The organism is Streptomyces sp. NPDC058086 (assembly GCF_042885015.1).
Lineage (GTDB): Bacteria > Actinomycetota > Actinomycetes > Streptomycetales > Streptomycetaceae > Streptomyces.
Window position 1 is genome coordinate 99,382 of record NZ_JBHVST010000024.1, and the last position, 21,312, is coordinate 120,693.

At 70.7% G+C, this 21,312-nt stretch carries 21 protein-coding genes and 1 pseudogene; 11 read left to right on the top strand and 11 right to left on the bottom strand.

Going from position 1 to position 21,312, the window contains the following annotated elements:
- Together ACFVWD_RS20810 and ACFVWD_RS20815 are read right to left on the bottom strand one after the other, a co-directional pair.
- Nucleotides 1–192: pseudogene (locus ACFVWD_RS20810) on the bottom strand (lysozyme); the annotation flags it as partial.
- Between the two features lie 87 nt (nt 193–279).
- Nucleotides 280–1,026 carry a hypothetical protein gene (locus ACFVWD_RS20815; RefSeq protein WP_389597902.1) on the bottom strand — a complete coding sequence of 249 codons (747 nt, stop codon included), beginning with the start codon at nt 1,024–1,026 and terminating at the stop codon, nt 280–282.
- A 335-nt stretch (nt 1,027–1,361) separates the two neighbouring features.
- Between ACFVWD_RS20815 and ACFVWD_RS20820 the strand changes: the two genes are divergently transcribed.
- The 4 genes from ACFVWD_RS20820 to ACFVWD_RS20835 all read left to right on the top strand — a co-directional run bounded on the left by ACFVWD_RS20820 (nt 1,362) and on the right by ACFVWD_RS20835 (nt 6,040).
- A complete protein-coding gene (locus ACFVWD_RS20820; protein ID WP_389597904.1) occupies nt 1,362–3,215 on the top strand; it encodes an ABC transporter transmembrane domain-containing protein in 1,854 nt (617 codons plus the stop codon).
- Nucleotides 3,212–4,993 (top strand): ABC transporter ATP-binding protein, encoded by a 1,782-nt coding sequence (locus tag ACFVWD_RS20825; protein WP_389597906.1) that lies wholly within the window; start codon nt 3,212–3,214, stop codon nt 4,991–4,993. Before ACFVWD_RS20820 ends, ACFVWD_RS20825 begins: the two co-directional genes overlap by 4 nt.
- Before the next feature lie 267 nt (nt 4,994–5,260).
- Nucleotides 5,261–5,731 carry a DUF5709 domain-containing protein gene (locus ACFVWD_RS20830; protein WP_389597908.1) on the top strand — a complete coding sequence of 157 codons (471 nt, stop codon included), beginning with the start codon at nt 5,261–5,263 and terminating at the stop codon, nt 5,729–5,731.
- A 33-nt stretch (nt 5,732–5,764) separates the two neighbouring features.
- Nucleotides 5,765–6,040 (top strand): type B 50S ribosomal protein L31, encoded by a 276-nt coding sequence (locus tag ACFVWD_RS20835; protein WP_389597910.1) that lies wholly within the window; start codon nt 5,765–5,767, stop codon nt 6,038–6,040.
- Between the two features lie 98 nt (nt 6,041–6,138).
- Here ACFVWD_RS20835 and ACFVWD_RS20840 read toward each other — a convergent pair whose 3' ends face one another.
- Nucleotides 6,139–6,933, bottom strand: a complete 795-nt coding sequence (locus ACFVWD_RS20840) for a metal-dependent hydrolase (RefSeq protein WP_389597911.1) — start codon at nt 6,931–6,933, stop codon at nt 6,139–6,141.
- Between the two features lie 145 nt (nt 6,934–7,078).
- Between ACFVWD_RS20840 and ACFVWD_RS20845 the strand changes: the two genes are divergently transcribed.
- Nucleotides 7,079–9,592 carry an RNA helicase gene (locus ACFVWD_RS20845; RefSeq protein WP_168489725.1) on the top strand — a complete coding sequence of 838 codons (2,514 nt, stop codon included), beginning with the start codon at nt 7,079–7,081 and terminating at the stop codon, nt 9,590–9,592.
- Nucleotides 9,593–9,611: 19 nt separating this feature from the next.
- On the top strand, nt 9,612–10,478 hold the full coding sequence (locus ACFVWD_RS20850) for an acyl-CoA thioesterase (RefSeq protein ID WP_389597913.1): 867 nt from the start codon (nt 9,612–9,614) through the stop codon (nt 10,476–10,478).
- A gap of 81 nt (nt 10,479–10,559) precedes the next feature.
- On the opposite strand, the gene ACFVWD_RS20855 is transcribed toward ACFVWD_RS20850, so the two are convergent.
- Both ACFVWD_RS20855 and ACFVWD_RS20860 read right to left on the bottom strand, forming a co-directional pair.
- Nucleotides 10,560–11,552, bottom strand: coding sequence for a DUF6397 family protein (locus tag ACFVWD_RS20855; RefSeq protein ID WP_389597915.1), 993 nt, complete (start codon nt 11,550–11,552; stop codon nt 10,560–10,562).
- Between the two features lie 128 nt (nt 11,553–11,680).
- Nucleotides 11,681–12,094 (bottom strand): roadblock/LC7 domain-containing protein, encoded by a 414-nt coding sequence (locus ACFVWD_RS20860; RefSeq protein ID WP_168489728.1) that lies wholly within the window; start codon nt 12,092–12,094, stop codon nt 11,681–11,683.
- A gap of 93 nt (nt 12,095–12,187) precedes the next feature.
- Between ACFVWD_RS20860 and ACFVWD_RS20865 the strand changes: the two genes are divergently transcribed.
- Nucleotides 12,188–12,616, top strand: a complete 429-nt coding sequence (locus tag ACFVWD_RS20865; protein WP_389597916.1) for a PPOX class F420-dependent oxidoreductase — start codon at nt 12,188–12,190, stop codon at nt 12,614–12,616.
- 39 nt (nt 12,617–12,655) lie between these two features.
- Here ACFVWD_RS20865 and ACFVWD_RS20870 read toward each other — a convergent pair whose 3' ends face one another.
- The 5 genes from ACFVWD_RS20870 to ACFVWD_RS20890 all read right to left on the bottom strand — a co-directional run bounded on the left by ACFVWD_RS20870 (nt 12,656) and on the right by ACFVWD_RS20890 (nt 17,658).
- Complete coding sequence (locus ACFVWD_RS20870; protein ID WP_095856070.1) at nt 12,656–13,261, bottom strand: ATP/GTP-binding protein; 606 nt, start codon at nt 13,259–13,261, stop codon at nt 12,656–12,658.
- Nucleotides 13,262–13,390: 129 nt separating this feature from the next.
- On the bottom strand, nt 13,391–13,786 hold the full coding sequence (locus tag ACFVWD_RS20875; RefSeq protein WP_101407664.1) for a DUF742 domain-containing protein: 396 nt from the start codon (nt 13,784–13,786) through the stop codon (nt 13,391–13,393).
- 19 nt (nt 13,787–13,805) lie between these two features.
- Nucleotides 13,806–14,243, bottom strand: a complete 438-nt coding sequence (locus ACFVWD_RS20880; protein ID WP_352046793.1) for a roadblock/LC7 domain-containing protein — start codon at nt 14,241–14,243, stop codon at nt 13,806–13,808.
- Complete coding sequence (locus tag ACFVWD_RS20885; protein ID WP_389597917.1) at nt 14,240–16,822, bottom strand: nitrate- and nitrite sensing domain-containing protein; 2,583 nt, start codon at nt 16,820–16,822, stop codon at nt 14,240–14,242. Before ACFVWD_RS20885 ends, ACFVWD_RS20880 begins: the two co-directional genes overlap by 4 nt.
- A 62-nt stretch (nt 16,823–16,884) precedes the next feature.
- Nucleotides 16,885–17,658, bottom strand: coding sequence for an MHYT domain-containing protein (locus tag ACFVWD_RS20890; RefSeq protein WP_389597919.1), 774 nt, complete (start codon nt 17,656–17,658; stop codon nt 16,885–16,887).
- A 152-nt stretch (nt 17,659–17,810) separates the two neighbouring features.
- On the opposite strand from ACFVWD_RS20890, the gene ACFVWD_RS20895 reads away from it, so the two are divergent.
- Nucleotides 17,811–18,410: a class I SAM-dependent methyltransferase gene (locus tag ACFVWD_RS20895; protein WP_389597921.1), complete on the top strand. Its 600-nt coding sequence runs from the start codon at nt 17,811–17,813 to the stop codon at nt 18,408–18,410.
- 4 nt (nt 18,411–18,414) lie between these two features.
- Here the strand turns inward: ACFVWD_RS20895 and ACFVWD_RS20900 are convergent, their stop codons facing one another.
- Nucleotides 18,415–19,173, bottom strand: a complete 759-nt coding sequence (locus tag ACFVWD_RS20900) for an alpha/beta fold hydrolase (RefSeq protein ID WP_389597923.1) — start codon at nt 19,171–19,173, stop codon at nt 18,415–18,417.
- Between the two features lie 123 nt (nt 19,174–19,296).
- Here ACFVWD_RS20900 and ACFVWD_RS20905 point away from each other — a divergent pair, with 123 nt between their 5' ends.
- The 3 genes from ACFVWD_RS20905 (at nt 19,297) to ACFVWD_RS20915 (ending at nt 21,241) form a co-directional block, all read left to right on the top strand.
- Nucleotides 19,297–19,881: a PadR family transcriptional regulator gene (locus ACFVWD_RS20905; protein WP_389597924.1), complete on the top strand. Its 585-nt coding sequence runs from the start codon at nt 19,297–19,299 to the stop codon at nt 19,879–19,881.
- Nucleotides 19,882–19,944: 63 nt separating this feature from the next.
- On the top strand, nt 19,945–20,250 hold the full coding sequence (locus ACFVWD_RS20910) for a hypothetical protein (RefSeq protein WP_168517043.1): 306 nt from the start codon (nt 19,945–19,947) through the stop codon (nt 20,248–20,250).
- 136 nt (nt 20,251–20,386) lie between these two features.
- Nucleotides 20,387–21,241, top strand: a complete 855-nt coding sequence (locus ACFVWD_RS20915) for a hypothetical protein (RefSeq protein ID WP_389597926.1) — start codon at nt 20,387–20,389, stop codon at nt 21,239–21,241.
- The last annotated feature ends 71 nt before the right edge of the window (nt 21,242–21,312 follow it).

Here is a 21,312-nt window from a genome sequence, read left to right on the forward strand (position 1 = left end):
GGCAGTCCCGGAGGGCGTCCCAGAGGGCGCGTCGTGGGGCGTATCGGCGGTCTGATCCGCCGGCCGGGCGGGAGTGCCGACGGCCCGGACAGCGTCCGCCGGCGGTGCCGCCGAGGCCGGGACCGCTCCCAGGAAGGTGCTCGCCGAGAGGATCACTCCGGCGAGCATGGACATGGCAATCCGTCTTCTCATGTGCGGTGTTCTACGGGGGAGTCGGCCCGCCCCGCAATGGGCACTCGGTGACCGCACCACGTGGGGCGGCCCGGTGGGCCACGGCCGCTACACCTTCAGATCGGCCTTGTCCCCCATCACGATGACAGGGTGCTGATGCGGGTCGAGCGTCCGCAGGAGATATTCCATGGCCGACTTGGGCACGCTGACACACGCGGACGTACCGCTGCCGTGGTCCATGTGCAGCCAGATACTGCCGCCCTTCGTCTGACCCAGGGGGCGGTCCGGATTGTCCGGCGGGGTACCCACACGGCGGTTGTAGTTGATGGCGACGACGTAGTCGAAGTCGTGCCAGTGCGACCTGGCCCAGTCGCGGGGAGCCTGATAAGCCGCCGAGTGGTCGTACGGGAGCAGGGCGCCCGGGTCGTCGAGCACTCCGCCCGCGTCGGTGAGCGAGAACACCCCGACGGGGCTGCGCTTGTCGCCCTCGTGATGGTCGGTGGTCCAGCCCTTCGTCCCGTTGTGCGCGTGCCAGGAACGCCGCACCTCCCAGGTGGAACCGGATTTCGCGTACAGCACGACCGTGGAGTCGGCGGAGTCCCTGCCCTCGCCGTAGACCGCCACCACCTGGTGGGAGTCGGACGGGATCCGGGCCTGCAGGCGGTTGCCGACCTCCGGTATCCGGGTCAGATCGACGGTACGTACGGGGGCTTGTTCGCCCTTGGCACCGGCTCCGCCGTGGCCCTTCACCGCGCCGCTCCCCCCTCCGGAGCCACCGCAGGCCGACAGGAACACAGCGAGGGCACCGCACGCCACAGCGGTGAACCCCGTACGCCTCGCGCTGTCTTTTCGCATGCGCCCCATCGTTGCATCACGTATCGGACGAATAACCCCTACCCCCCCGACTTCTCGGTCAGGTGTTGCCTTTCCGGGCACACTTTCGATGGGCCGGAGGTGGTCCCAGCCTTGCCTCAGTGCCACTGCCCCCAACTCCTGTCCCACGAACTCGCGTCCCGACCCTCTGTCCTGAATCCATGTCCTGGGATGAAAAATCGTTTGCCTCCGGTCGCACCATGACGCGAACCTTTCACGGTTTGCTGCCGACCCCCCACGGTCGGTCGCCGGAACTCCACGGCTTCGCCCCGGCCCCATTCCCTGACCCCACCCCTTACACGAGCCACTGGGACGTCATGCAGATTCAAGACCTTCCCTATCCCGACCCGGGTGTGCCGGACGCGCGCTCGGGTCCCCGATTCCTGTGGTGGCTCGGCCGGAATCAGCTCGGAGGGCAGTTCAAGGCCCTTGCCTGGGGGCTGCTGCACTTCGTGGCCGTCTCCGGGCTGCCGTTCTGCGTCGGCCTCGCCGTCCAGGCCGTCGTCGACCGCTCCGGCACCCGACTCGCCCTGACCGGTGGGCTGCTGGTGCTGTGCGGCGCCTGCATCGCGCTCGGCGACACCATGCTGCACCGGGCCGCGGTCACCAACTGGATCACCGCCGCCGCGCGCGTCCAGCAGCTGCTGGCCCACAAGACCGCCCAGTTGGGCTCCGCCCTGACGCGACGTGTCGCGGCCGGCGAGGTCGTCGCGGTCTCGACCGGCGACGTCGAGAAGATCGGCTGGTTCGTGGAGGCCCTGTCGCGGTTCGCGGCGGCCGCCCTGACCGTCGTGCTGGTCTGTGTCGCCCTGGTCGTCTACCAGCCCGCGCTCGGCGTACTCGTCGCGGTGGGTGTGCCCGTCCTGGCGCTCGCCGTACTGCCGTTGCTGCCCCGTGCCACCCGGCGCGCGGACTTCCAGCGAGAGAAGGCCGGCCGCGCCACCGAGCTGGCCTCTGACACCGTCGCGGGCCTGCGCGTGCTGCGCGGCATCGGCGGTGAAGAACTGTTCCTCGACCGCTACCGCCGCGCCTCCCAGGAGGTCCGCCACGCGGCCGTGCGCAGCGCCCGGATGTGGTCGCTGATCTCGGCCATCCAGGTGCTGTTGCCCGGCCTGCTGATGATCGCCGTCATCTGGCGCGGCGTTCACCTGGCCCGCGACGGCCGGATCACGGTCGGCGAACTCGTCACCGTGTACAGCGCGGTCATGCTGCTCACCTACCCATTGCGACACTTCGAGGAGATCGCGATGGCCTACTCCTTCTCCCGCCCGTCCGCCAAGCGCGCCGCCCGGGTGCTGTCCCTGGAACGGGCCATGGACAGCGGCGGATCGCGCTCGGCCGAGGTACCGTCCGGCGATCTGTACGACCCCGCGACCGGGCTGCTCGCGCCCGCCGGGCGGCTCACCGCCGTGGTGTGCGGCGACCCGGACGCGGCGGGTGTGCTCGCCGCGCGGCTGGGTGGCCACCCCACGGAGGGGGGCACCTCGGTGCTCCTCGGAGGCGTACCCCTCGACGACTTGCCACTCGACTCCGCCCGTACGGCCGTCCTCGTCCAGGACAAGGACCCGGTGCTGCTGTCCGGCTCGCTGCGCGACCTGCTCGACGTGCCTTCCTCCGGTCTCGTCAGCGCCGAGGCCGCACTGACCGCCGCGCAGTGCGGAGACGTCCTGGACGCGCTCACCCAGGGGTCGTTGGACGCCGGGGACCCGATGGAGGCCCGCATCACCGAACGCGGACGCTCCCTCTCCGGCGGCCAGCGCCAGCGCCTGGCCCTGGCCCGGTCGCTGATCACGGACCCCGAAGTGCTGGTCCTCGACGAGCCGACCTCCGCCGTCGACTCGCACACCGAGGCCCGGATCGCCGATGGCGTGCGCGCCCTGCGCACCGGGCGCACGACGGTCGTCCTCACCTCCTCGCCGCTGCTCCTGGACCACGCGGACCGCGTCGTTCTGGTGCACGAGGGCGAGGTCGTGGCGGTCGGCATACACCGCGAGCTGGTACGCAGTGAGCCGCGGTACCGGGCCGTGGTGACCCGGGAGACCGATGACGAGGCCGCGCGGAGCAGTGCGCGGGAAGAAGACAGGGCCGCGCGCAGCCACATGCGGAAAGAGGACCAGGCCGACCTGAGCGGCGTACTGAAGGAACTGGAAGAAATCGAGGAGACTGCATGATCGGCCTGGCGCCACCGGCCTACGACCCGGCGGCCCCGACGACGGCGCACACCCTGCCCGTCGGTGCCCCCTCGACCGTACGCGCCTACGTGACCGAACTCTTCCGGCGCCACCGTCGGGCCTTCCTGCTGCTCATCGCCGCCAACACGGTGGCCGTGGTGGCCTCGATGGCCGGCCCCTATCTGTTGGGCGCGATCGTCGAGCGGGTCTCGGACCACGCGCGGGAGCTCCATCTGGAGCGCACCGCCGCACTGTTCGCCGTGGCACTCGTCGTACAGGCCGTGTTCGTACGCGAGGTGCGGCTGCGCGGGGCCGTGCTCGGCGAGCGGATGCTGGCCGATCTGCGGGAGGACTTCCTCGTACGGTCGGTCGGGCTGCCGCCCGGCGTCCTCGAGCGGGCCGGCACGGGCGACCTGCTGTCCCGCATCACCACGGACATCGACCGGCTCGCCAACGCGATGCGCGAAGCCGTACCGCAGCTCGCCATCGGCGTGGTGTGGGTGGCCCTGCTGCTCGGCGGGCTCGCCGTGACCGCGCCGCCGCTCGCCCCCGCCGTACTGGTAGCCGTGCCCATCCTGCTGATCGGCTGCCGCTGGTACTTCAAGCGCGCACCGTCCGCCTACCGCTCCGAGGCCGCCGGTTACGCCGCCGTCGCCGCCGCGCTCGCCGAGACCGTGGACGCGGGTCGCACCGTCGAGGCGCACCGCCTGGGCGAGCGCCGCATCGAGCTGTCGGAGCGCCGGATCAAGGAGTGGACGGCCTGGGAGCGCTACACGCTCTGGCTGCGCACGGTCCTCTTCCCGGTCATCGGTGTCACGCACGTGGTGATCCTCTGCTCGGTCCTGATGATCGGCGGGGTCTTCGTCCTTCAGGGCTGGATCGGTGTGGGGCAGCTGACGACGGGCGCGCTCATCGCTCAGATGCTCGTCGATCCGGTGGGACTGATCCTGCGCTGGTACGACGAGCTGCAGGTCGCCCAGGTGTCGCTGGGCCGGCTGGTCGGTGTCCGGGACATCGAGCCGGACGCGGGCGACCCGGAGATGGTCCCGGACGGGCGGGACGTGCGCGCGGACGAGGTGCGCTTCGGCTACCGGGCCGGGGTGGACGTGCTGCGCGAGATCTCCCTGGAGGTCTCCCCGGGCACCCGGCTCGCGCTGGTCGGACCGTCCGGCGCGGGTAAGTCCACGCTGGGCCGACTGCTCGCCGGGATCTACGCGCCCCGGGACGGCCGCGTCACGCTCGGCGGTGCCGAACTGTCCCGGATGCCCGCCGAGGCGGTCCGCTCCCATGTGGCCCTGGTCAACCAGGAGCACCACGTCTTCGTGGGCTCCCTGCGCGACAACCTGCTGCTCGCCAGGACGGGAGCGGCCGACGCCGAGCTGTGGGCGGCGCTCGGCGCGGTGGACGCGGACGGCTGGGCGCGGGCGCTGGACGAAGGTCTGGACACCGAGGTCGGCTCGGGCGGGCTCGCGCTCACCCCGGCCCAGGCCCAGCAGATCGCCCTGGCCCGGCTGGTCCTCGCCGATCCGCACACCCTGGTCCTGGACGAAGCGACCTCGCTGCTCGACCCGCGCGCGGCCCGTCATCTGGAACGCTCGTTGGCCCGCGTCCTCGACGGACGCACCGTGGTCGCCATCGCCCACCGGCTCCACACCGCCCACGACGCTGACGTCATCGCCGTCGTGGAGAACGGCCGGATCAGTGAGCTGGGCAGTCACGACGAGCTGGTCGCGGCGGACGGTGCCTACGCGGCGCTGTGGCGGTCCTGGCACGGGTGAGGGTGCCCTGCCGGTGCGGTCCGCGCTCGTGTGCGGCAGCGGTCGCACCGGCGCCCGGGACCCGCCTCCGTGGGCGCGCCCGCACCGCCTCGGACCGTGTGGCGTTGCGCAGTGCCGAACCGGAGTGGAAGGCTGGATAACGGCACCGGCTCGGGGAACGCCCGGGAACCACCCGGTTCGCGAAGGGCGAAGCCTGTGTCGAGTGGCCCGCGCGCCCGCCGTCGAGCGCGGTGGGATCGGGCTCGCCCGCATCACCTGGAGGTACCCGTGAACAGCGTCGACGGATGGGGAGACGACGTCTACCAGCCCGACGGATCCGAGGTACAGGACGACGCGGGGCTGCTCGACTCCGAGGACACCCTGCTCTCCGACGGTGTCGGTGACCCGCTCGACCGGGGCTGGTCCCCTCCGGAGCGGCCATGGGCGGTGGAGCACTCCGGGGTGACCGCCGCGGAGCGCCGACGGGGCGAGACTCTGGACCAGCGCCTCGCGGAGGAGATGCCCGACGTCGCCGAGCCGGACGGGGACGGCATCGGCGACTGCCAGGGCACCGACGGCGAACCCTGGGACAACGAAGTGGGCGCCAGCCGCTCCGGTCGTCTCGTCGCCCCCAATGAAGGAGCGCACGAGGACGACGAGAGCGGGCTGATCGCCACCGACGTCGGCATCGACGGCGCCGCGGCCTCGGCCGAGGAGGCCGCGATGCACATCGTCGACGAGGACACCGCGTCCGGCTGACCGGCCCCCGCCCCTCTCCCCCAAGGAGCACCCATGCAGCAGGACAAGCACCCCGACTACCGCGCCGTCGTCTTCCGCGACCGCGCCGCCGGGTACGCCTTCCTCACCCGGTCCACCGCGACGAGCGACCAGACCATCGAGTGGGACGACGGCGAGACCTACCCGGTCGTCGACGTCGAGATCTCCTCGGAGAGCCACCCCTTCTACACGGGCAAGGCCCGGACCGTGGACTCGGAGGGCCGGATCGCACAGTTCGAGAGGCGGTACGGCGGTGCGGGGCAGGGGACGGGCAAGGACGGGACGGCGTGAGGGGGTGCCCCGCGCGCTCGGGCACGAGGAGCTGACACTCCTTCTCGGGCATGCGGGGCTGACGCTCCTCCTGGGGCCCCCGGGGCTGACGCTCTCGCTCAGATGACGTTGAGCGCCGCCGCGCAGCCCACTCCGCCGAGCAGCATGAAGACCGGCATGAGCACCTTGAGCTCGACCCAGCTGCCGGCCCGGAAGCGCATGGCCTTGGGCGGGCCAATGGGGTACCAGCGCTTGCGGCCGATCGGGATGGGCCACAGGACCGGGCAGCCGGACACCGTCAGCGCGTCCCCGATGTCGTGTACCAGGGCTCCCAGGACGATCGGCAGGCCGAGCCACAGGTACTCCTGGCCCGGTGCGGTGAACAGCCAGTCCGAGCCGTTGCCCGGCTTGTCCAGGACTCCGGCGAGGATCCAGGCGCTGGTCGCCGCCAGCAGCCAGACCAGGACGTCGCTGCTGGAGCCGCGGGCGGCCCGCCACAGCAGGCCCTCGATCGCGAGCACCATGTGCACGAAGAGGATGGCCAGGACCGCCCAGCGGCCACCTGTGATCGCAAGGACCGCGGTGCCCGCGCCGATCATCACCGCCCACAGCCAGGTGTGCGTCAGCGTGCGATGGCCGCCGTTGCGCCGTGGGTCGCCCGCCTTGCGGGTCGACTTGTAGACGGCGTACGAGAGCTTGTCGACGATCTCGCACAGGGTCCGTGAGACGGGCCCGAAGGCCCGCGAGATCGTCGCCGCCTTGTGATCCAGGTCGGGGGCGAGCGCGGCACCCGCGCAGATCAGGGCGCCGACGAGGAGGACCGGCCAGGGCATCGTGTGACCGGCGGCGGCCGCCGCCGCTCCGACGCCGAGCCAGGCCGCGGCTCCCGAGAGTGAGTGTGCTGGTCCCATCATGGCCGTTCCCCGCCCCATTCTTCTTTCGCCGCTGTCCAGTTGCCCGCATACGCTGACGCTTCGTCGGCGCCACAGCGTAACGGTCGTGATCTTCGGACGAGCATCCGATTCCCCCATCGAGCGGGTTGACAGGCAAGATGGGGGCGTGACCCTTATCGATCAGCTGCCGCAGACCGCAGATCCCGACGCCCTCTACGAAGCCTTCGAGTCGTGGGCCGGAGAACGCGGTCTCACGCTCTACCCCCATCAGGAGGAGGCGCTGATCGAGGTGGTCTCGGGTGCGAACGTGATCGTCTCGACGCCCACCGGCTCGGGCAAGAGCATGATCGCCGCGGGCGCCCACTTCGCCGCGCTCGCCCGCGACGAGGTCACCTTCTACACGGCGCCGATCAAGGCACTCGTCTCGGAGAAGTTCTTCGAGCTGTGCAAGATCTTCGGCACCGAGAACGTCGGCATGCTGACCGGCGACGCCTCCGTGAACTCCGACGCCCCCATCATCTGCTGTACCGCCGAGGTGCTGGCGTCCATCGCGCTGCGGGACGGCAAGCACGCCGACGTCGGCCAGGTCGTCATGGACGAGTTCCACTTCTACGCGGAGGCCGACCGCGGCTGGGCGTGGCAGATCCCGATCCTGGAACTGCCACAGGCGCAGTTCATCCTGATGTCGGCGACGCTCGGCGACGTCTCGATGTTCGAGAAGGATCTCACCCGGCGCACCGGACGGCCCACGTCGGTGGTCCGCTCGGCGACCCGGCCCGTGCCGCTCTCCTACGAATACGTGCTGACCCCGCTGACGGAGACGCTCACCGAGCTGCTCGCGACCAAGCAGGCTCCGGTCTACATCGTCCACTTCACCCAGGCTCAGGCCGTGGAGCGGGCGCAGGCACTGATGAGCATCAACATGTGCACGCGCGAGGAGAAGGACCAGATCGCCGAGCTGATCGGCAACTTCCGGTTCACCACCAAGTTCGGCCGCAACCTCTCCCGGTACGTACGCCATGGCATCGGCGTGCACCACGCGGGCATGCTGCCCAAGTACCGGCGACTTGTGGAGAAGCTGGCCCAGGCCGGTCTGCTGAAGGTCATCTGTGGCACGGACACCCTCGGCGTCGGCGTCAACGTCCCGATCCGCACCGTGCTGTTCACGGCGCTGACGAAGTACGACGGCAACCGGGTGCGCACGCTCCGTGCCCGTGAGTTCCACCAGATCGCCGGCCGTGCCGGGCGCGCCGGATTCGACACGGCGGGCTTCGTGGTGGCGCAGGCTCCCGAGCACGTCATCGAGAACGAGAAGGCGCTCGCCAAGGCGGGCGACGACCCGAAGAAGCGCCGCAAGGTGGTCCGCAAGAAGGCTCCCGAAGGCTTTGTCGGCTGGACGGACAACACCTTCGAGAAGCTCATCGCCTCCGATCCCGAGCCGCTCACCTCCCGCTTCCGGGTCACCCACACCATGCTCCTGGCGGTGATCGCCCGGCCCGGGAACGCCTTCGAGGCGATGCGGCATCTGCTGGAGGACAACCACGAGCCGCGCAAGCAGCAGCTGCGGCACATCCGGCGGGCGATCGCGATCTACCGCTCGCTCCTCGACGGTGGCATCGTCGAGAAGCTCGACGAGCCGGACGCCACGGGCCGCATCGTGCGCCTCACCGTGGATCTGCAACAGGACTTCGCGCTCAATCAGCCGCTGTCGACCTTCGCGCTCGCCGCGTTCGAGCTGTTGGACCCCGAGTCCCCCTCCTACGCCCTGGACATGGTGTCCGTCGTGGAGTCCACGCTGGACGACCCGCGGCAGATCCTCGCCGCCCAGCAGAACAAGGCACGCGGCGAGGCCGTGGCGGCGATGAAGGCGGACGGCGTCGAGTACGAGGAGCGCATGGAGCGGCTCCAGGACGTGTCGTACCCCAAGCCGCTGGAGGAACTGCTCTTCCACGCCTACAACACCTACCGCAAGAGCCACCCGTGGGTCGGTGACCATCCGCTGTCGCCGAAGTCCGTCATCCGTGACATGTACGAACGGGCCATGTCCTTCACGGAGTTCGTCTCCCACTACGAGCTCGCCCGTACTGAGGGCATTGTCCTGCGCTACCTCGCGAGTGCCTACAAGGCGCTTGAACACACCGTCCCGGACGACCTCAAGTCCGAGGACCTGGAGGACCTGATCGCCTGGCTGGGCGAGCTGGTGCGCCAGGTCGACTCGAGCCTCCTCGACGAGTGGGAGCAGCTCGCCAACCCCGAGGAGATGACGGCCGAGGAGGCCCAGGAGAGGGCCGACCAGGTCAAGCCGGTCACGTCGAACGCCCGCGCCTTCCGTGTCCTCGTCCGCAACGCGATGTTCCGCCGTGTCGAACTCGCCGCCCTCGACAACGTCGACGAACTCGGCGAGATGGACGGCGAATCCGGCTGGGACGCCGACGCCTGGGGCGAGGCGATGGACAAGTACTGGGACGAGTACGAAGACCTCGGCACAGGCCCCGACGCCCGTGGCCCCAAGCTGCTGTCGATCGTGGAGGAGCCGCAGAACGGTCTGTGGCGCGTCCGTCAGACCTTCGCCGACCCGAACGGTGACCACGACTGGGGCATCAGCGCGGAGGTCGACCTCGTGGCCTCCGACGCGGAGGGTCGCGCGGTCGTCAAGGTCACCGACGTCGGCCAGTTGTGAGCACAGGAGAATCCCACACATGACGAACCCAGCCGAGAGGCTCGTCGACCTGCTCGACCTGGAGCAGATCGAGGTCAACATCTTCCGTGGCCGCAGCCCGGACGAAAAACTGCAGCGGGTCTTCGGCGGCCAGGTGGCGGGCCAGGCCCTGGTGGCGGCCGGGCGCACCACCGAGGGCGACCGGCCGGTGCACTCACTGCACGCGTACTTCCTTCGCCCGGGCCGACCGGGCGTGCCGATCGTGTACCAGGTCGAACGGGTCAGGGACGGGCTGTCGTTCACCACCCGTCGCGTCACCGCCGTGCAGCAGGGCCGCACGATCTTCAATCTGACCGCCTCCTTTCACAAGCCTGAGGAAGGGAGCTTCGAGCACCAGTTGCCGCCGGCCCGTGAGATCCCGCACCCGGAATCGCTGCCGACGGTCTCGCAGGAGATAACCGAGCATCTGGGCGCGCTTCCCGAGTCGCTGGAGCGCATGGCGCGCCGCCAGCCGTTCGACATCCGGTACGTGGACGGACTGCGCTGGACCCCGGAGGAGATCAAGGACGCGGAGCCGCGCAGCGCGGTGTGGATGCGTGCCGTCGGGCCGCTGGGCGACGACCCGCTCGTGCACACCTGCGCCCTCACCTACGCGAGCGACATGACCCTCCTGGACGCCGTCCGCATCCCGGTGGAGCCGCTGTGGGGTCCGCGCGGCTTCGACATGGCCTCGCTCGACCACGCGATGTGGTTCCACCGGCCGTTCCGCGCGGACGAGTGGTTCCTGTACGACCAGGAGTCACCGATCGCGACGGGCGGGCGCGGGCTGGCCCGCGGGCGCATCTACGACCTGGAGGGACGCCTGCTCGTCTCGGTCGTCCAGGAGGGGCTTTTCCGGGCGCTGTAAGGATGCAGGAAGGGGCCCGGCCCCCGGGGAAGAAGCCGTCCGGGGAGGACTCGTCAGGGCGTCGCGGGCAGGAGCGCCGCGTCAGGGGTTTCTGCGGCGCAGCCACCCGAGGAGCCTCCGTGGCCGCTCGGGCTCCATGCTCGGGGCGCGGTCGTCGAGGGCGGCTTCCCGGGGTCGCGAGGCCGTTGGAGCCGCCGCGGCCGAAGGGGAGAACGGCGTCAGCGGGGCCTTGGGGGTCGGGCGGGGTGCGGGGTGGAGCTCTCGGGCCTCGACGAGTGCCTGGCCCAGGTCGGCACGGAGCCAGCTGATCTCGTCGGGATCCTCGGCCGTCATGATGCGCGAGACGAGGTGCGCGGCGGGAGTGTCCGGCGCGGCGCCGTGGGAGGCCCGCTCGGGCCGGAAGCGGTTCAGATACGCGCGCTCGTACGGGTCCCTGACGATCTCGGCCACCTGAACGGGGTCGAGCAGGGAGGCCACGATCGCGGCCCGCGCCCAGGGGTCCTCGGACTGCCGCAGCAGGAATCCCATGTGCCGGCCCCGCCAGTTGCGGGGGCGAAGGTCCAGGCCGGCTTCCAGCTGGTCGCGGAGTCCCTCGGGTGTACGGCCCTTCAGCAGCGGGGCGTTCTGCTCGTCCGCCCCGAACTGGCGGAGTTCTTCCCCCAGGTACAGCCAGACCACAGCCCTGTACCGGTTCAGGTAGAACTTCACGGGCACCACCAGACCCAAGCGCGCGAAGCGCGTGAACCTGGCGGCCGTCACGCCCATGAGCGCTGCGCCCTCCGTGGTGCCGACGGCCTTGACGCGTTCCCGTAATGCCTCGGGGAAGCCGTCCTCGGAGCGCACCCGCTCGATCTCCGCACGGGTGACGCGGCGTCCGCCTCCCCCCTCGTCGGGAACGGTGCGGACGCATCCGAGATGCAGAGCGAGGTCGAACTCGCCGCGCTTGAGCTCCAGTTCTCGAGCGGCGCGTCCGAGCGATGATGTGGCGTCCCTCGATGCGGTGGACTGCGAGGCAGTGGACTGCAAAGTGGTGGGCTGCGAGGCGGTGGACTGCGTGATGGTGTTGCCGGACATGACGGTTCTCCCCCGTGGAGTGAGGTGCTCGCGCCGTCGGGCGCTTGCTTCGAGAAAAACCGTAGCCGGTTCGGCGGATCTCGCGGCGAGCCTGTGGATAACTCTGACCGCGATGACGTATCCGCAGCTCAGAGGTCTACAGAAGACGGACGTTCCGGTTGGCGGACGTCCACGCCGAGGTGTTCGCCGACACGGTTGACGAGCAGTGTCATCTCGTAGGCGACCTGGCCGATGTCGGCTTCCGCGGCGCTGAGAACACACAGACAGCTGCCCGCGCCCGCCGCGGTGACGAAAAGTACCGCGTCGTCGAACTCGATCATCGTCTGGCGCACCTGACCGGCGCCGAAGTACCGGCCTGAGCCCTTCGCCAGGCTGTGCAGGCCCGACGAGACCGCCGCGAGGTGCTCGGCGTCCTCACGCCGAAGTCCTGTGCTCGCGCCGGTCACCAGCCCGTCGTTGGACAGCACCAATGCGTGCCGTACGTGTTCGACGCGCTCGGTCAGGTCGTCGAGCAGCCAGCCGAGCCCCGTGTTCTGCGCCATGCTCCATCTCCCCGTGATGCTTTTCCCCCTGGCTGGAGGATCCGACCAGCCAGCCTTCCCCACGGCCGCCCTCCGGGCAAGCAGGATGGGCGCATGGCACAGAAGATGACCGATGAGCAATGGCGAGCCTTCGTCTCCCAGGGCACCCGCACCGGAAAGCTGTCGACCGTCCGCGCCGACGGAAGTCCGCACGTGGCGCCGATCTGGTTTCTGCTGGACGGCGACCACGTGGTCTTCAACACCGCGAAAGAGAGTGTGAAGGGACGGAATCTGGCCCGCGACGGGCGGGTCGCCCTCTGCGTGGACGACGACCAGCCGCCGTTCGACTTCGTGGTGGTGGAGGGTCGTGCCGAGTTGTCGGAGGATCTGGCCGAGCTGCGTCGCTGGGCAGCTCGGATCGGCGCACGTTACATGGGTGAGGACCGGGCCGAGGAGCTCGGGAAGCGCAACGGCGTGCCGGGGGAACTCCTCGTCCGCGTGAGGATCGAGAAGGTCGTGGCTTGGGCCTCGATGGCGGCCTAGGTCTCTCCTTCGGAGGTCTCGGCCCGATTTTTCCCGGCCTCAACCGACGGAGTCGAGCAGCCGGGCGGTGTGCACCCGTCCGGCGTACTCCACGAGCCGGATGAGCACCTCCTTCCCGGAGTCGCGGTCCCTGGCGTCGCAGAGCACCACGGGCGTACCCCGGTCGAGGTCGAGGGCGCGGGACACGTCCTGGGCGCCGTAGGCTCGGGCGCCCGTGAAGCAGTTGACGGCCACCACGAACGGGATGTGCCGGTGCTCGAAGTAGTCCACCGCGGGAAAGCAGTCCTCGAGCCTGCGGGTGTCCGCGAGGACGACGGCCCCCAGCGCGCCCTGTGACAGCTCGTCCCACAGGAACCAGAACCGGTCCTGGCCCGGTGTGCCGAAGAGGTAGAGGGAGAGGCCGGACCGGATGGTGATGCGTCCGAAGTCCATGGCGACGGTCGTCGTGACCTTCCGGTCCACGCCGTCGGTGTCGTCCACCGACTGACCCGCCTCACTGAGCAGTTCCTCGGTGCGCAGCGGCCTGATCTCGCTGACCGCGCCCACCAGGGTGGTCTTGCCCACGCCGAACCCGCCGGCGACCAGTATCTTCAACGCCAGGGCGGTCGTTTCGTCGGCCGAGGCGTCGGAGTTCTCGGAGACCATCGATCACTTCTCTCGGGAGTGGCGGCAGCGGTCGGCGCCGGCCGAACGATGCCGGGTATGCGTCGGTGCGTGTGTGCGCGTGCGTGGAGTCGCGTCGTTCACCTGGGTATGTAGAGCCGCGTCGTTCATCTAGAGCGCCCTCAGTCCCTCGATCACCTCGCGGAGGATCCGCTCGTCGGGCAGTTGTGCGGGCGGCACCGGGCGGCTGATGGTGACGCAACCCAGTTCCAGCAGATCGCCGAGCAGCACTCTGACCACGCCCACCGGCAGGTCCGCGCCCGCGGCGAGTTCGGCCACGGATTGCGTCTCCGTGCGGCACAGGTCGATGAGGGCCCGGTGTTCCGGCCCGAGCAGGGAGTCCTCGTCGACTCCGGGTGCGCCCTTGTCGAGGGTGACCAGGGCGATCAGATCGAAGCGCACTCCGGTGGGGCCCGGTTTGGTGCGGCCGCCCGTCATCGCGTAGGGACGGACGAGCGGTCCCGCTTCGCCGTCGTACCACTGGCTGCCCGCGAGGTCCTCGGTCATCTGCGCCGCCCGCCCTCGGTCATCCGGCGGCGGGCGGCTGCGCGGCGACCCGCGGCGGCGTGTAGAGGTGCTCGCCGACGCGCTTGACCAGCCGCGCCATCTCATAGGCCACCAGGCCGATGTCGGCCGTGACCGCGGTGAGGACGGCGAGGCACGAGCCGTCGCCCGCTGCCGCGACGAACAGGAAGCCGTCGTCCATCTCCACCATCGTCTGACGTACGCCCCCGGCGCCGAAGTGGCGCCCCGCGCCCTTGGCCAGACTGTGAAAGCCCGAGGCGACGGCGGCCAGGTGTTCGGCGTCCTCGCGCCTGAGGCCGGTGGAGGAACCCACCGCCAGTCCGTCGTTCGACAGCACCACCGCATGCCGCACTTCGGCGACACGCAGCACCAAGTCGTCCAGCAGCCAGTCGAGTTCGCCGGATCGCTGGGCGGCCCTCATGCCCGGGTCCTGGATCATGCGGGGTCTCCTTCACTGCTGTCGCTGCCCGCATCGGGGGCTGGGGTGGCGCCGCGACCGGATGTTCTGCCGCCGCCGCGCGCCCAGCCGTCGCGGTAGGCCGCCATGCGGTCCCGTACGAGTTCGGGCGTGCGTGTGTCGTCGTGGTGGTGGGCCGCCACTTGTGTCGGCTCCTCGGTTCGCTGTGCGCGCAGTTGGGGCGCGAGGCTCGCCTGCCGTACGCGCCGTGGGAGGTCGTCGGACCCTTCGGAGTCGTCCGAAGGGCGGTGCAGCCGCAAAGTGGTGACTCCAGGTGGTGGGGTTTCGGGCGAGCCGTTCACAGGGGTTTCGGACGAGACGTTCACGGGGGCTTCCGGCGAGCCGTGCGCTGAGGGTTCGACAGCGGTCTGTACGAGGGGCACGAGTGCGGGTCGCTCGATGGGCGCCTGGACGGAGTCGTGCTCCGGGGCGGCCGACACACGCACGTACTCGCGTTCGTCGGGCCTTCCGTTGTCCGCCTTGCGCGGGGAACGTTCCGCCGCGCCTTCGTGCAGCAGCGCGGTCGGCAGCAGGACGACCGCGGTGGTGCCCCCGTAGGGCGAGGTGCGCAGGTGCACCTTGATGCCGTGCCGGGCCGCGAGCCTGCTGACCACGAAGAGACCGAGCCGGTCGCTGTCGAACAGGTCCAGCGCCTCGGACTGTTCGATACGCCGATTGGCCTCGTCGAGTGTCTCCTTGCCCATGCCGAGCCCTCGGTCCTCGACCTCCACGGCGTACCCGTTGCCGACCGGTTCGCCGGTGATGCGGACGCGGGTGTGCGGCGGGGAGAACTGGGCGGCGTTCTCGACGATTTCCGCCAGGAGGTGGGTGAGGTCGGCCACGGCGGCGCCGCCGACCGCTGCCTCGGGCAGCTGTCGTACCTCCACGCGCGCGTAGTCCTCGACTTCGGACACGGCCGCGCGGACCACGTTCGTCAGCGAGACCGGCATCCGCCAAGCCCGGCCGGGTGCGGCGCCGGAAAGGATGATCAGGCTCTCCGCGTGGCGCCGCATCCGGGTGGTGAGGTGGTCGAGCCGGAAGAGGTCACTCAGTTCGTTCGGATCCTCGGACCTGCGCTCCATGCTGTCCAGCAGGCTCAGTTGGCGGTGTACGAGGACCTGGCTGCGCCGGGCGAGATTGACGAATACCCCCGAGATCCCGCTGGCCAGTTCCGCGCGTTCGACGGCGGCGCGCAGGGCGGCCCGGTGCACGGTGCCCAGGGCCTCCGCGACCTGTCCGGTCTCGTCCTCCGAGGGTGGTCCTGGCGGAGCCTCCGCGCGGACATCGATCTCCTCCCCCGCGCGCAGCTTGCGCATCGCCTCGGGCAGCTTGCGTCGAGCGATCTCGAGGGCACTGTTGCGCAGGAGCACCAGTTCGACGACGAGGCCGCGTCCGATGCGTACGGAGATCACGAGCGACGCGGCGACGGCGGCGAGACCGAATACGACAGCGGCGCCGGCGGGTGTCAGCAGACCGCGGGTCAGGGGGTCGGCCCGGTCCGCGACACCCCGGCCCGCCTTCGCCTCGATGGCGCGCATGGCGTCCTGCACACGCGCGTGGGCGGTGTTCCAGCCGGCTTCCGACGCGGCGTCGACGGCGTTTCCGCCGGGCCTTGACGCGAGCACCTTGTCCTCGACGGCGCGTACGTCGGCGTACGCACTCCCTGTCACGAGGTCGCGCCAAGAGGCCTGTTCGGGTCCGCGCAGATCCGCGACGGCGGCGTCGGTCAGAGTGCGGCGGGTGGCGACCGCCCCGGTGAACAGCCGCAGTCGCTCACCGTCCAGGGTGCCGGCGAGCCGGGCACCGGACAGCACGGTGTCCTCCTGGGCCAGCGCCTCGCCGGCCCGGGAGAATTCGAGGAGTACGCGCGCGTCGGAGCCCAGGTCGGCGTCCTGGATGCCGGTGAGGGCGCCCCCGACCGCGAAGGCCGCCGAAATGGTCCTGGTGTACTGCCCGTACGCCTCGTCCCATCCGGTACGGCGCTCCAGTACGGCGGCGCGCACGGGCCCCAGGCTCTCGGCCCCGTTGACGAAGGCGTCGAGCCGTCCGGCCACTCCGGCGGGCAGATCGGCGCCGTCGGCGACGGTGTTGTGGGCGCCCAGTCGCAGCTTCGCCACCGCACGGTCGGTGCGTTCCGCCAGCGTCTTGAGATCGCTCTGTGGCTCGGAGGACGGGTCGGTCGCATGGCGGACGGCGGCCGCGCGCTCGGCCTGGAGCGCGGCGACGGCGTCGTCGACCGGGGCTCGGACGGTGGAGTCCACACGCTGCAACTGCCGCAGTCGCGCGACGTCCTGGGCGGTACTCACCGTGGCGTACGCCCACAGGGCGAGCAGCGAGACGACCGGCACCATGAGCAGACAGACGATCTTGGCCCGCACCGTACGGGGACGTACACGCCATCGTCCCGCGCGCGCGGATGCCTCTGGCGGCGTCCCGGTGGCGTCCTCGTCGGGGTCGGTGTACTCGTCGGCGGGCGGTCCCGCGTGGGCGCGGCGACCGCGCTGCGGGGGTGGGGCCGACGGCTCGGCGCCGGCTGCAGGGGTCCTACGGGGTGTACGCATGGCCTCCTCGCTCGGAGTGGTTCGGGGCGTGTCGTCCGAGCCGTCGTAGCTCGGGCCCGCCACTAACGGGCGACGCTCTCGACCGGCCGCTGGGCCGATGCGGATGCCTCGCGCTCGCGGGCTGTCGGGGACAGCGCGACGAATGCCGAGGTCAGGAAGAGATAGGACCCGAGGCCGACGGCGAGGGGGAAGATGAACTGCATCGCCGTGGCCCCGGGAAGGGCCTCCCCGGAGGGGCTGACACGCACGCTCACCGCCATCATCCCGGTGTAGTGCATGCTGCTCACCGCCCCACCCATGACGAGGGAGGCGACGGCGACCGCGACGGGCGACCTGATGTTGAGTGCCGCCCACAGGGCCGCGGTGGCCGCGACCACGGCGATCACGACGGAGAGCCCGACGAGCACCGGGTCGTAGCGCACGGCGCCGTGCAGCCGCAGCGCCGCCATGCCCAGGTAGTGCATGCTCGCGACGCCGAGTCCGGTGGTGAGTCCGCCGAGGACGAGCGCACGGCCCCGGTCGCGGCCGTAGCCGACGGCGAAGACGCCCGCGCCGACGACGACCATCGCGACGAGCAGACTGAGGATGGTCAGCGGCACGTTGTAGCGCATTTCCGTACCGCTCACACTGAAGCCGAGCATCGCCACGAAGTGCATCGTCCAGATGCCGGTGCCGATCGCGGAGGCCGCGGTGAGGAGCCAGTTGCGGCGCGAGCGCCCGGTGGCGCCGAGCGCGCGGACCGTGCAGCGCAGCCCCAGGGCGGCGCCGATCGAGGCCATCACGTACGACAGCACGGGGGTCAGCCAGCCGAAGGCGGCGTGGTCCAGGTGTCCCATGGCCCAGGGACGCTAGTCCGCGCATGGGCGCACAAAGGGGGCGCATTTCGAAAGGTGTTGAAATATGACACAGACAGGTACGTGACCGATCGTGTGACGCTCGAACGTGTGCACAGCGTCGTACTTCGTGTCGGTGAGAGATCATGCGGAACATGAGCGAGGACCACACACACGTCCAGGAGTTCTTCACGGCGCGCGCGACCGACTGGGACGCGCGGTTCCCCGACGACGGGCCGGCCTATGCGGCGGCGGTCGGCGAACTCGGCCTGCGCGAGGGGGACCGCGTGCTCGACGCGGGCTGCGGAACCGGGCGGGCGCTGCCGCCGCTGCGCGCGGCCGTGGGCCCCTCCGGAGTGGTCGTCGCAGCCGATCTGACCCCGGCCATGCTGGCAGCCGCGGTACGGGCCGGACGGCACCGCGACGGGCAGTTGCTGCTCGCCGACGTCACCGCGCTGCCGCTGCGCACCGAGTCACTGGACGCCGTCTTCGGGGCGGGTCTGATCGGGCATCTGCCCAACCCCGCCGAGGATCTGAGGGAGCTGGCGCGGGTGGTGCGGCCCGGCGGCACGCTGGCGCTGTTCCATCCGATCGGCCGGGCCGCGCTCGCGGCGCGCCAGGGGCGCCGGATCACACCGGGCGACCTGAGGGCGGAGGCCAATCTCCGCCCCCTGCTGGCCGCTTCCGGCTGGGACATGACCTCGTACGTCGACGAGGACGCCCGCTTCCTGGCGCTTGCCACACGGCGGGGCTGAGGCCTCAGACCTTTCCGGCGACCTCGGCCACGAAGGCGTCGGGGTTGTCGAACATGACGTTGTGCCCCGCACCGGGAACGGTCACCACCCGGACATCGGCGGCCTCCAGCCCTTCCCTGTCCTCCAGTTCACCGCTCAGCGCCCCCTGCAGGTAGACACGGTCCGCCGTCAGCCCTTCGAGCAGGTGGCGCATCGTGGGGACCGTGCCGCGCGCAAGGCCGATCGCGGTGCGGTGCAGCGCGCGCGGGTCGGCGAGCCGCATGGTTGCCGCCCAGGAGGGGCCGACTTTGTCGAGCACGCGCGCGTGGCCACCGCTTTCGACGTACTCCTCCTCCGTGTACGAGGCGATGCCGCTGCTGCCCGCCTTGACCGGTGGATACGGGTCGAGGTTCGCCTCCACGAGGACCAGCCTGGACACGAGTTCGGGGCGCCGATGGGCCAGCACGATGGCCACTGCGCCGCCCATGCTGTGCGCGACCAGTTCCGCCGCCGTGACACCGGCCTCGTCCAGGGCGGCCGCGAGCGCGTCCGCGTGGTCCTCCAGGGTGTACCCGAAGTCCGCGGGCCGATCGCTGATGCCGTGACCGGGCAGGTCGACGAACAGGGTCCGGCGCCCCGCCAGTTCGGGCCGGGCCGCGATGTGGGCGTTGTAGACCGTAGAGGCGGACCCCAGTCCGTGTACATACACCCGGGCCGGTTCAGCACCCGTCGCCTCCGTCCAGCGGATGCAGCTTCCCTTGCCGTCGAACTCGGCCTGCCTCATTGCTCTCCCTCAGGTCTGTCTCATCGTTTCTCGCGCTTCAGGAGAATACATCGTCCCCGATGTATAGAGGAAGCGATGTACAGAGGAGATGATGTACACCGCTGGTGCGGCAGAATGCGGGGCATGCTTGAGCTGGCCATCCTCGGATTTCTGTACGACGCCCCGCTGCACGGCTACGAGCTGCGCAAGCGCATCACCGCGCTGACCGGCCACGTGAAGCCCGTCGCGGAGAGCACGCTGTATCCCGCGATCAAGCGGCTGGAGAAGGCGGGGTGGCTGGCGCGGGCGACGCAGCCCGGCTCCGTGGCCGCCCCTCGTCATGTCCTGACGCTCACCGAGGAGGGGAGAAGCGAGTTGCGCCGCCGACTCGCGGAGCCCGTACAGCGCGACATCACCGACGAGAACCGCTGGTTCACGGTGCTCGCCTTCCTCAGACACCTGGCCGACCCCGCGGCGCAGGCCGCGGTACTGCGCCGCAGGCTCGCCTTCCTGGAGGAGCCCGCGAGCTTCTTCTACGAAGGCGACCGGCCGTTGCGCGCCGAAGAGCTCGACGATCCCTTCCGGCAGGGCATTCTCACCATCGCCCGGGCCACGAGCCGGACCGAACTCACCTGGCTGCGGGGCACGATCGACTCACTCGAAGGGAACGTTCGCGATGCTTCACCGGACCGTCCCTCTTCTGCCGCCGGGCCTTCAACTCTACGTTGAGTAGCAGCAGGTGAACGATCAGCGATGGCAACCGCGCAGGGGGAAGGTGGCCCGATGACCGGAATGTTCGGCAGACTCCGCGAGATATGGCGCCGGAAAGCGACCGACGGGGCCGAGGCGCAACGGCCCGCCAAGCGGCGACCCGAGAAACGTACACACAATCTTTTCGAGGCGGCCGCGGCCTACGTGTCGGCCTGCGCGGAGGACGACCAGGAGCAGATCGACGAGGCCGCGGCCTGGGTGTCGCCCGAGGCGCTGTCGTTCGGGGTGAACGAGCTGGCCTGCCGTGCCGTCATCGCTCTGGCGCGGGAGCGCGACGAGTCGCCCCGGACGGTGGCGCGGACGCTGCTCGGCCTGCCCGCCGTCTGACCGCGGTGGGCGCGGGCCGGGCGTTTCGCCCCCGTCCAGCCGGATAACTGCAGCTCCGCGTCCGTTTCGGGCTCGTGACAAGCGCCTTCGGGTCGCATTATGGTGCGCCGACGAACGTAGCGATCGGGAGGCTGGGATGGCTGGGACGGACGATGGCGCCGTCGCCACCGGGGACGACGACGCGCTGTATGTACTGACGGCGGTGCTGTTGACGCCCGCGAAGTTCCCCAGCGTGCTGGGGGACGACTACCCGGAGGCCTGCGCGGGGCTCGACCTGGCACCCCTGGCCGACGGGTACGGTCTCGTGCTGGGCCAGGATGGCGAGGGTGCACGGTGGACGGTCGTCATCGACGACGTCTCGCTGGTCGCCGTCGCCATCGCATCCTGGGACTGCGGGATGGAGCACGAGTTGTCGCCCGACGAGCGCACGGTCGTCTCCGCGCTGCCCGGCTGGCCTCTGGACGTCGCCGTCGCGGCCCCCGGGGTGCCGGCCCCGCACGACCCCGCGCCCGAGCTCACGGAGCGGCCCGCGCTCGCTCCGCCGGACACCACCGTCTGGGGACCGGCCCAAAGGCGCCTCGGAGCCGACGAGATCGCCCTCCAGTGGGCGATCTGGCGCGAACAGATCGACGACGGCGACTTCGTCACGTCGGAGGACACCGCCCAACCCGACGACGTCCCCCGGGGCGAGACCGAGAGCACCGACGGCGACAGCGGCGAGACCCGCAGCGGTGTCCGCCGGGTGCTCGCGGAGGCGCGCTCCTACGTGGACACCCCGCCGCCCCTGGGCCGTGTCCGCTCGTCCTTCGCCAGCGGTGACGCCCGGACCCTGCGCGCGGACGGCCCCGGCTGGTCCATGGTCGCCCGGACCGACGACATCGCCTTCGTCCTCCTTGACGAGGAGCCCGGAGAGGTCCTGCCTGTCGGCCGGGGCCCGGAACTGCCCGGTCTTCTGGAGGCCCTCGACAAGATGGCCGTACGTCCCAGCTGAGCGGTCGCGCAGTGGGTCGCTCCTTGCCCCGGACGAAGTGGGGCACGAGGCCGCTCGCGGACCGTGCCGTC

Excerpts from the sequence above, each read along its gene's own strand:
- ACFVWD_RS20815 (WP_389597902.1), bottom strand. The coding sequence starts at position 1,026 with ATGCGAAAAGACAGCGCGAGGCGTACGGGGTTCACCGCTGTGGCGTGC.
- ACFVWD_RS20820 (WP_389597904.1), top strand. The coding sequence starts at position 1,362 with ATGCAGATTCAAGACCTTCCCTATCCCGACCCGGGTGTGCCGGACGCG.
- ACFVWD_RS20825 (WP_389597906.1), top strand. The coding sequence starts at position 3,212 with ATGATCGGCCTGGCGCCACCGGCCTACGACCCGGCGGCCCCGACGACG.
- ACFVWD_RS20835 (WP_389597910.1), top strand. The coding sequence starts at position 5,765 with ATGCAGCAGGACAAGCACCCCGACTACCGCGCCGTCGTCTTCCGCGAC.
- ACFVWD_RS20840 (WP_389597911.1), bottom strand. The coding sequence starts at position 6,933 with ATGATGGGACCAGCACACTCACTCTCGGGAGCCGCGGCCTGGCTCGGC.
- ACFVWD_RS20850 (WP_389597913.1), top strand. The coding sequence starts at position 9,612 with ATGACGAACCCAGCCGAGAGGCTCGTCGACCTGCTCGACCTGGAGCAG.
- ACFVWD_RS20855 (WP_389597915.1), bottom strand. The coding sequence starts at position 11,552 with ATGTCCGGCAACACCATCACGCAGTCCACCGCCTCGCAGCCCACCACT.
- ACFVWD_RS20860 (WP_168489728.1), bottom strand. The coding sequence starts at position 12,094 with ATGGCGCAGAACACGGGGCTCGGCTGGCTGCTCGACGACCTGACCGAG.
- ACFVWD_RS20865 (WP_389597916.1), top strand. The coding sequence starts at position 12,188 with ATGGCACAGAAGATGACCGATGAGCAATGGCGAGCCTTCGTCTCCCAG.
- ACFVWD_RS20870 (WP_095856070.1), bottom strand. The coding sequence starts at position 13,261 with ATGGTCTCCGAGAACTCCGACGCCTCGGCCGACGAAACGACCGCCCTG.
- ACFVWD_RS20875 (WP_101407664.1), bottom strand. The coding sequence starts at position 13,786 with ATGACCGAGGACCTCGCGGGCAGCCAGTGGTACGACGGCGAAGCGGGA.
- ACFVWD_RS20880 (WP_352046793.1), bottom strand. The coding sequence starts at position 14,243 with ATGATCCAGGACCCGGGCATGAGGGCCGCCCAGCGATCCGGCGAACTC.
- ACFVWD_RS20885 (WP_389597917.1), bottom strand. The coding sequence starts at position 16,822 with ATGCGTACACCCCGTAGGACCCCTGCAGCCGGCGCCGAGCCGTCGGCC.
- ACFVWD_RS20890 (WP_389597919.1), bottom strand. The coding sequence starts at position 17,658 with ATGGGACACCTGGACCACGCCGCCTTCGGCTGGCTGACCCCCGTGCTG.
- ACFVWD_RS20895 (WP_389597921.1), top strand. The coding sequence starts at position 17,811 with ATGAGCGAGGACCACACACACGTCCAGGAGTTCTTCACGGCGCGCGCG.
- ACFVWD_RS20900 (WP_389597923.1), bottom strand. The coding sequence starts at position 19,173 with ATGAGGCAGGCCGAGTTCGACGGCAAGGGAAGCTGCATCCGCTGGACG.
- ACFVWD_RS20905 (WP_389597924.1), top strand. The coding sequence starts at position 19,297 with ATGCTTGAGCTGGCCATCCTCGGATTTCTGTACGACGCCCCGCTGCAC.
- ACFVWD_RS20910 (WP_168517043.1), top strand. The coding sequence starts at position 19,945 with ATGTTCGGCAGACTCCGCGAGATATGGCGCCGGAAAGCGACCGACGGG.
- ACFVWD_RS20915 (WP_389597926.1), top strand. The coding sequence starts at position 20,387 with ATGGCTGGGACGGACGATGGCGCCGTCGCCACCGGGGACGACGACGCG.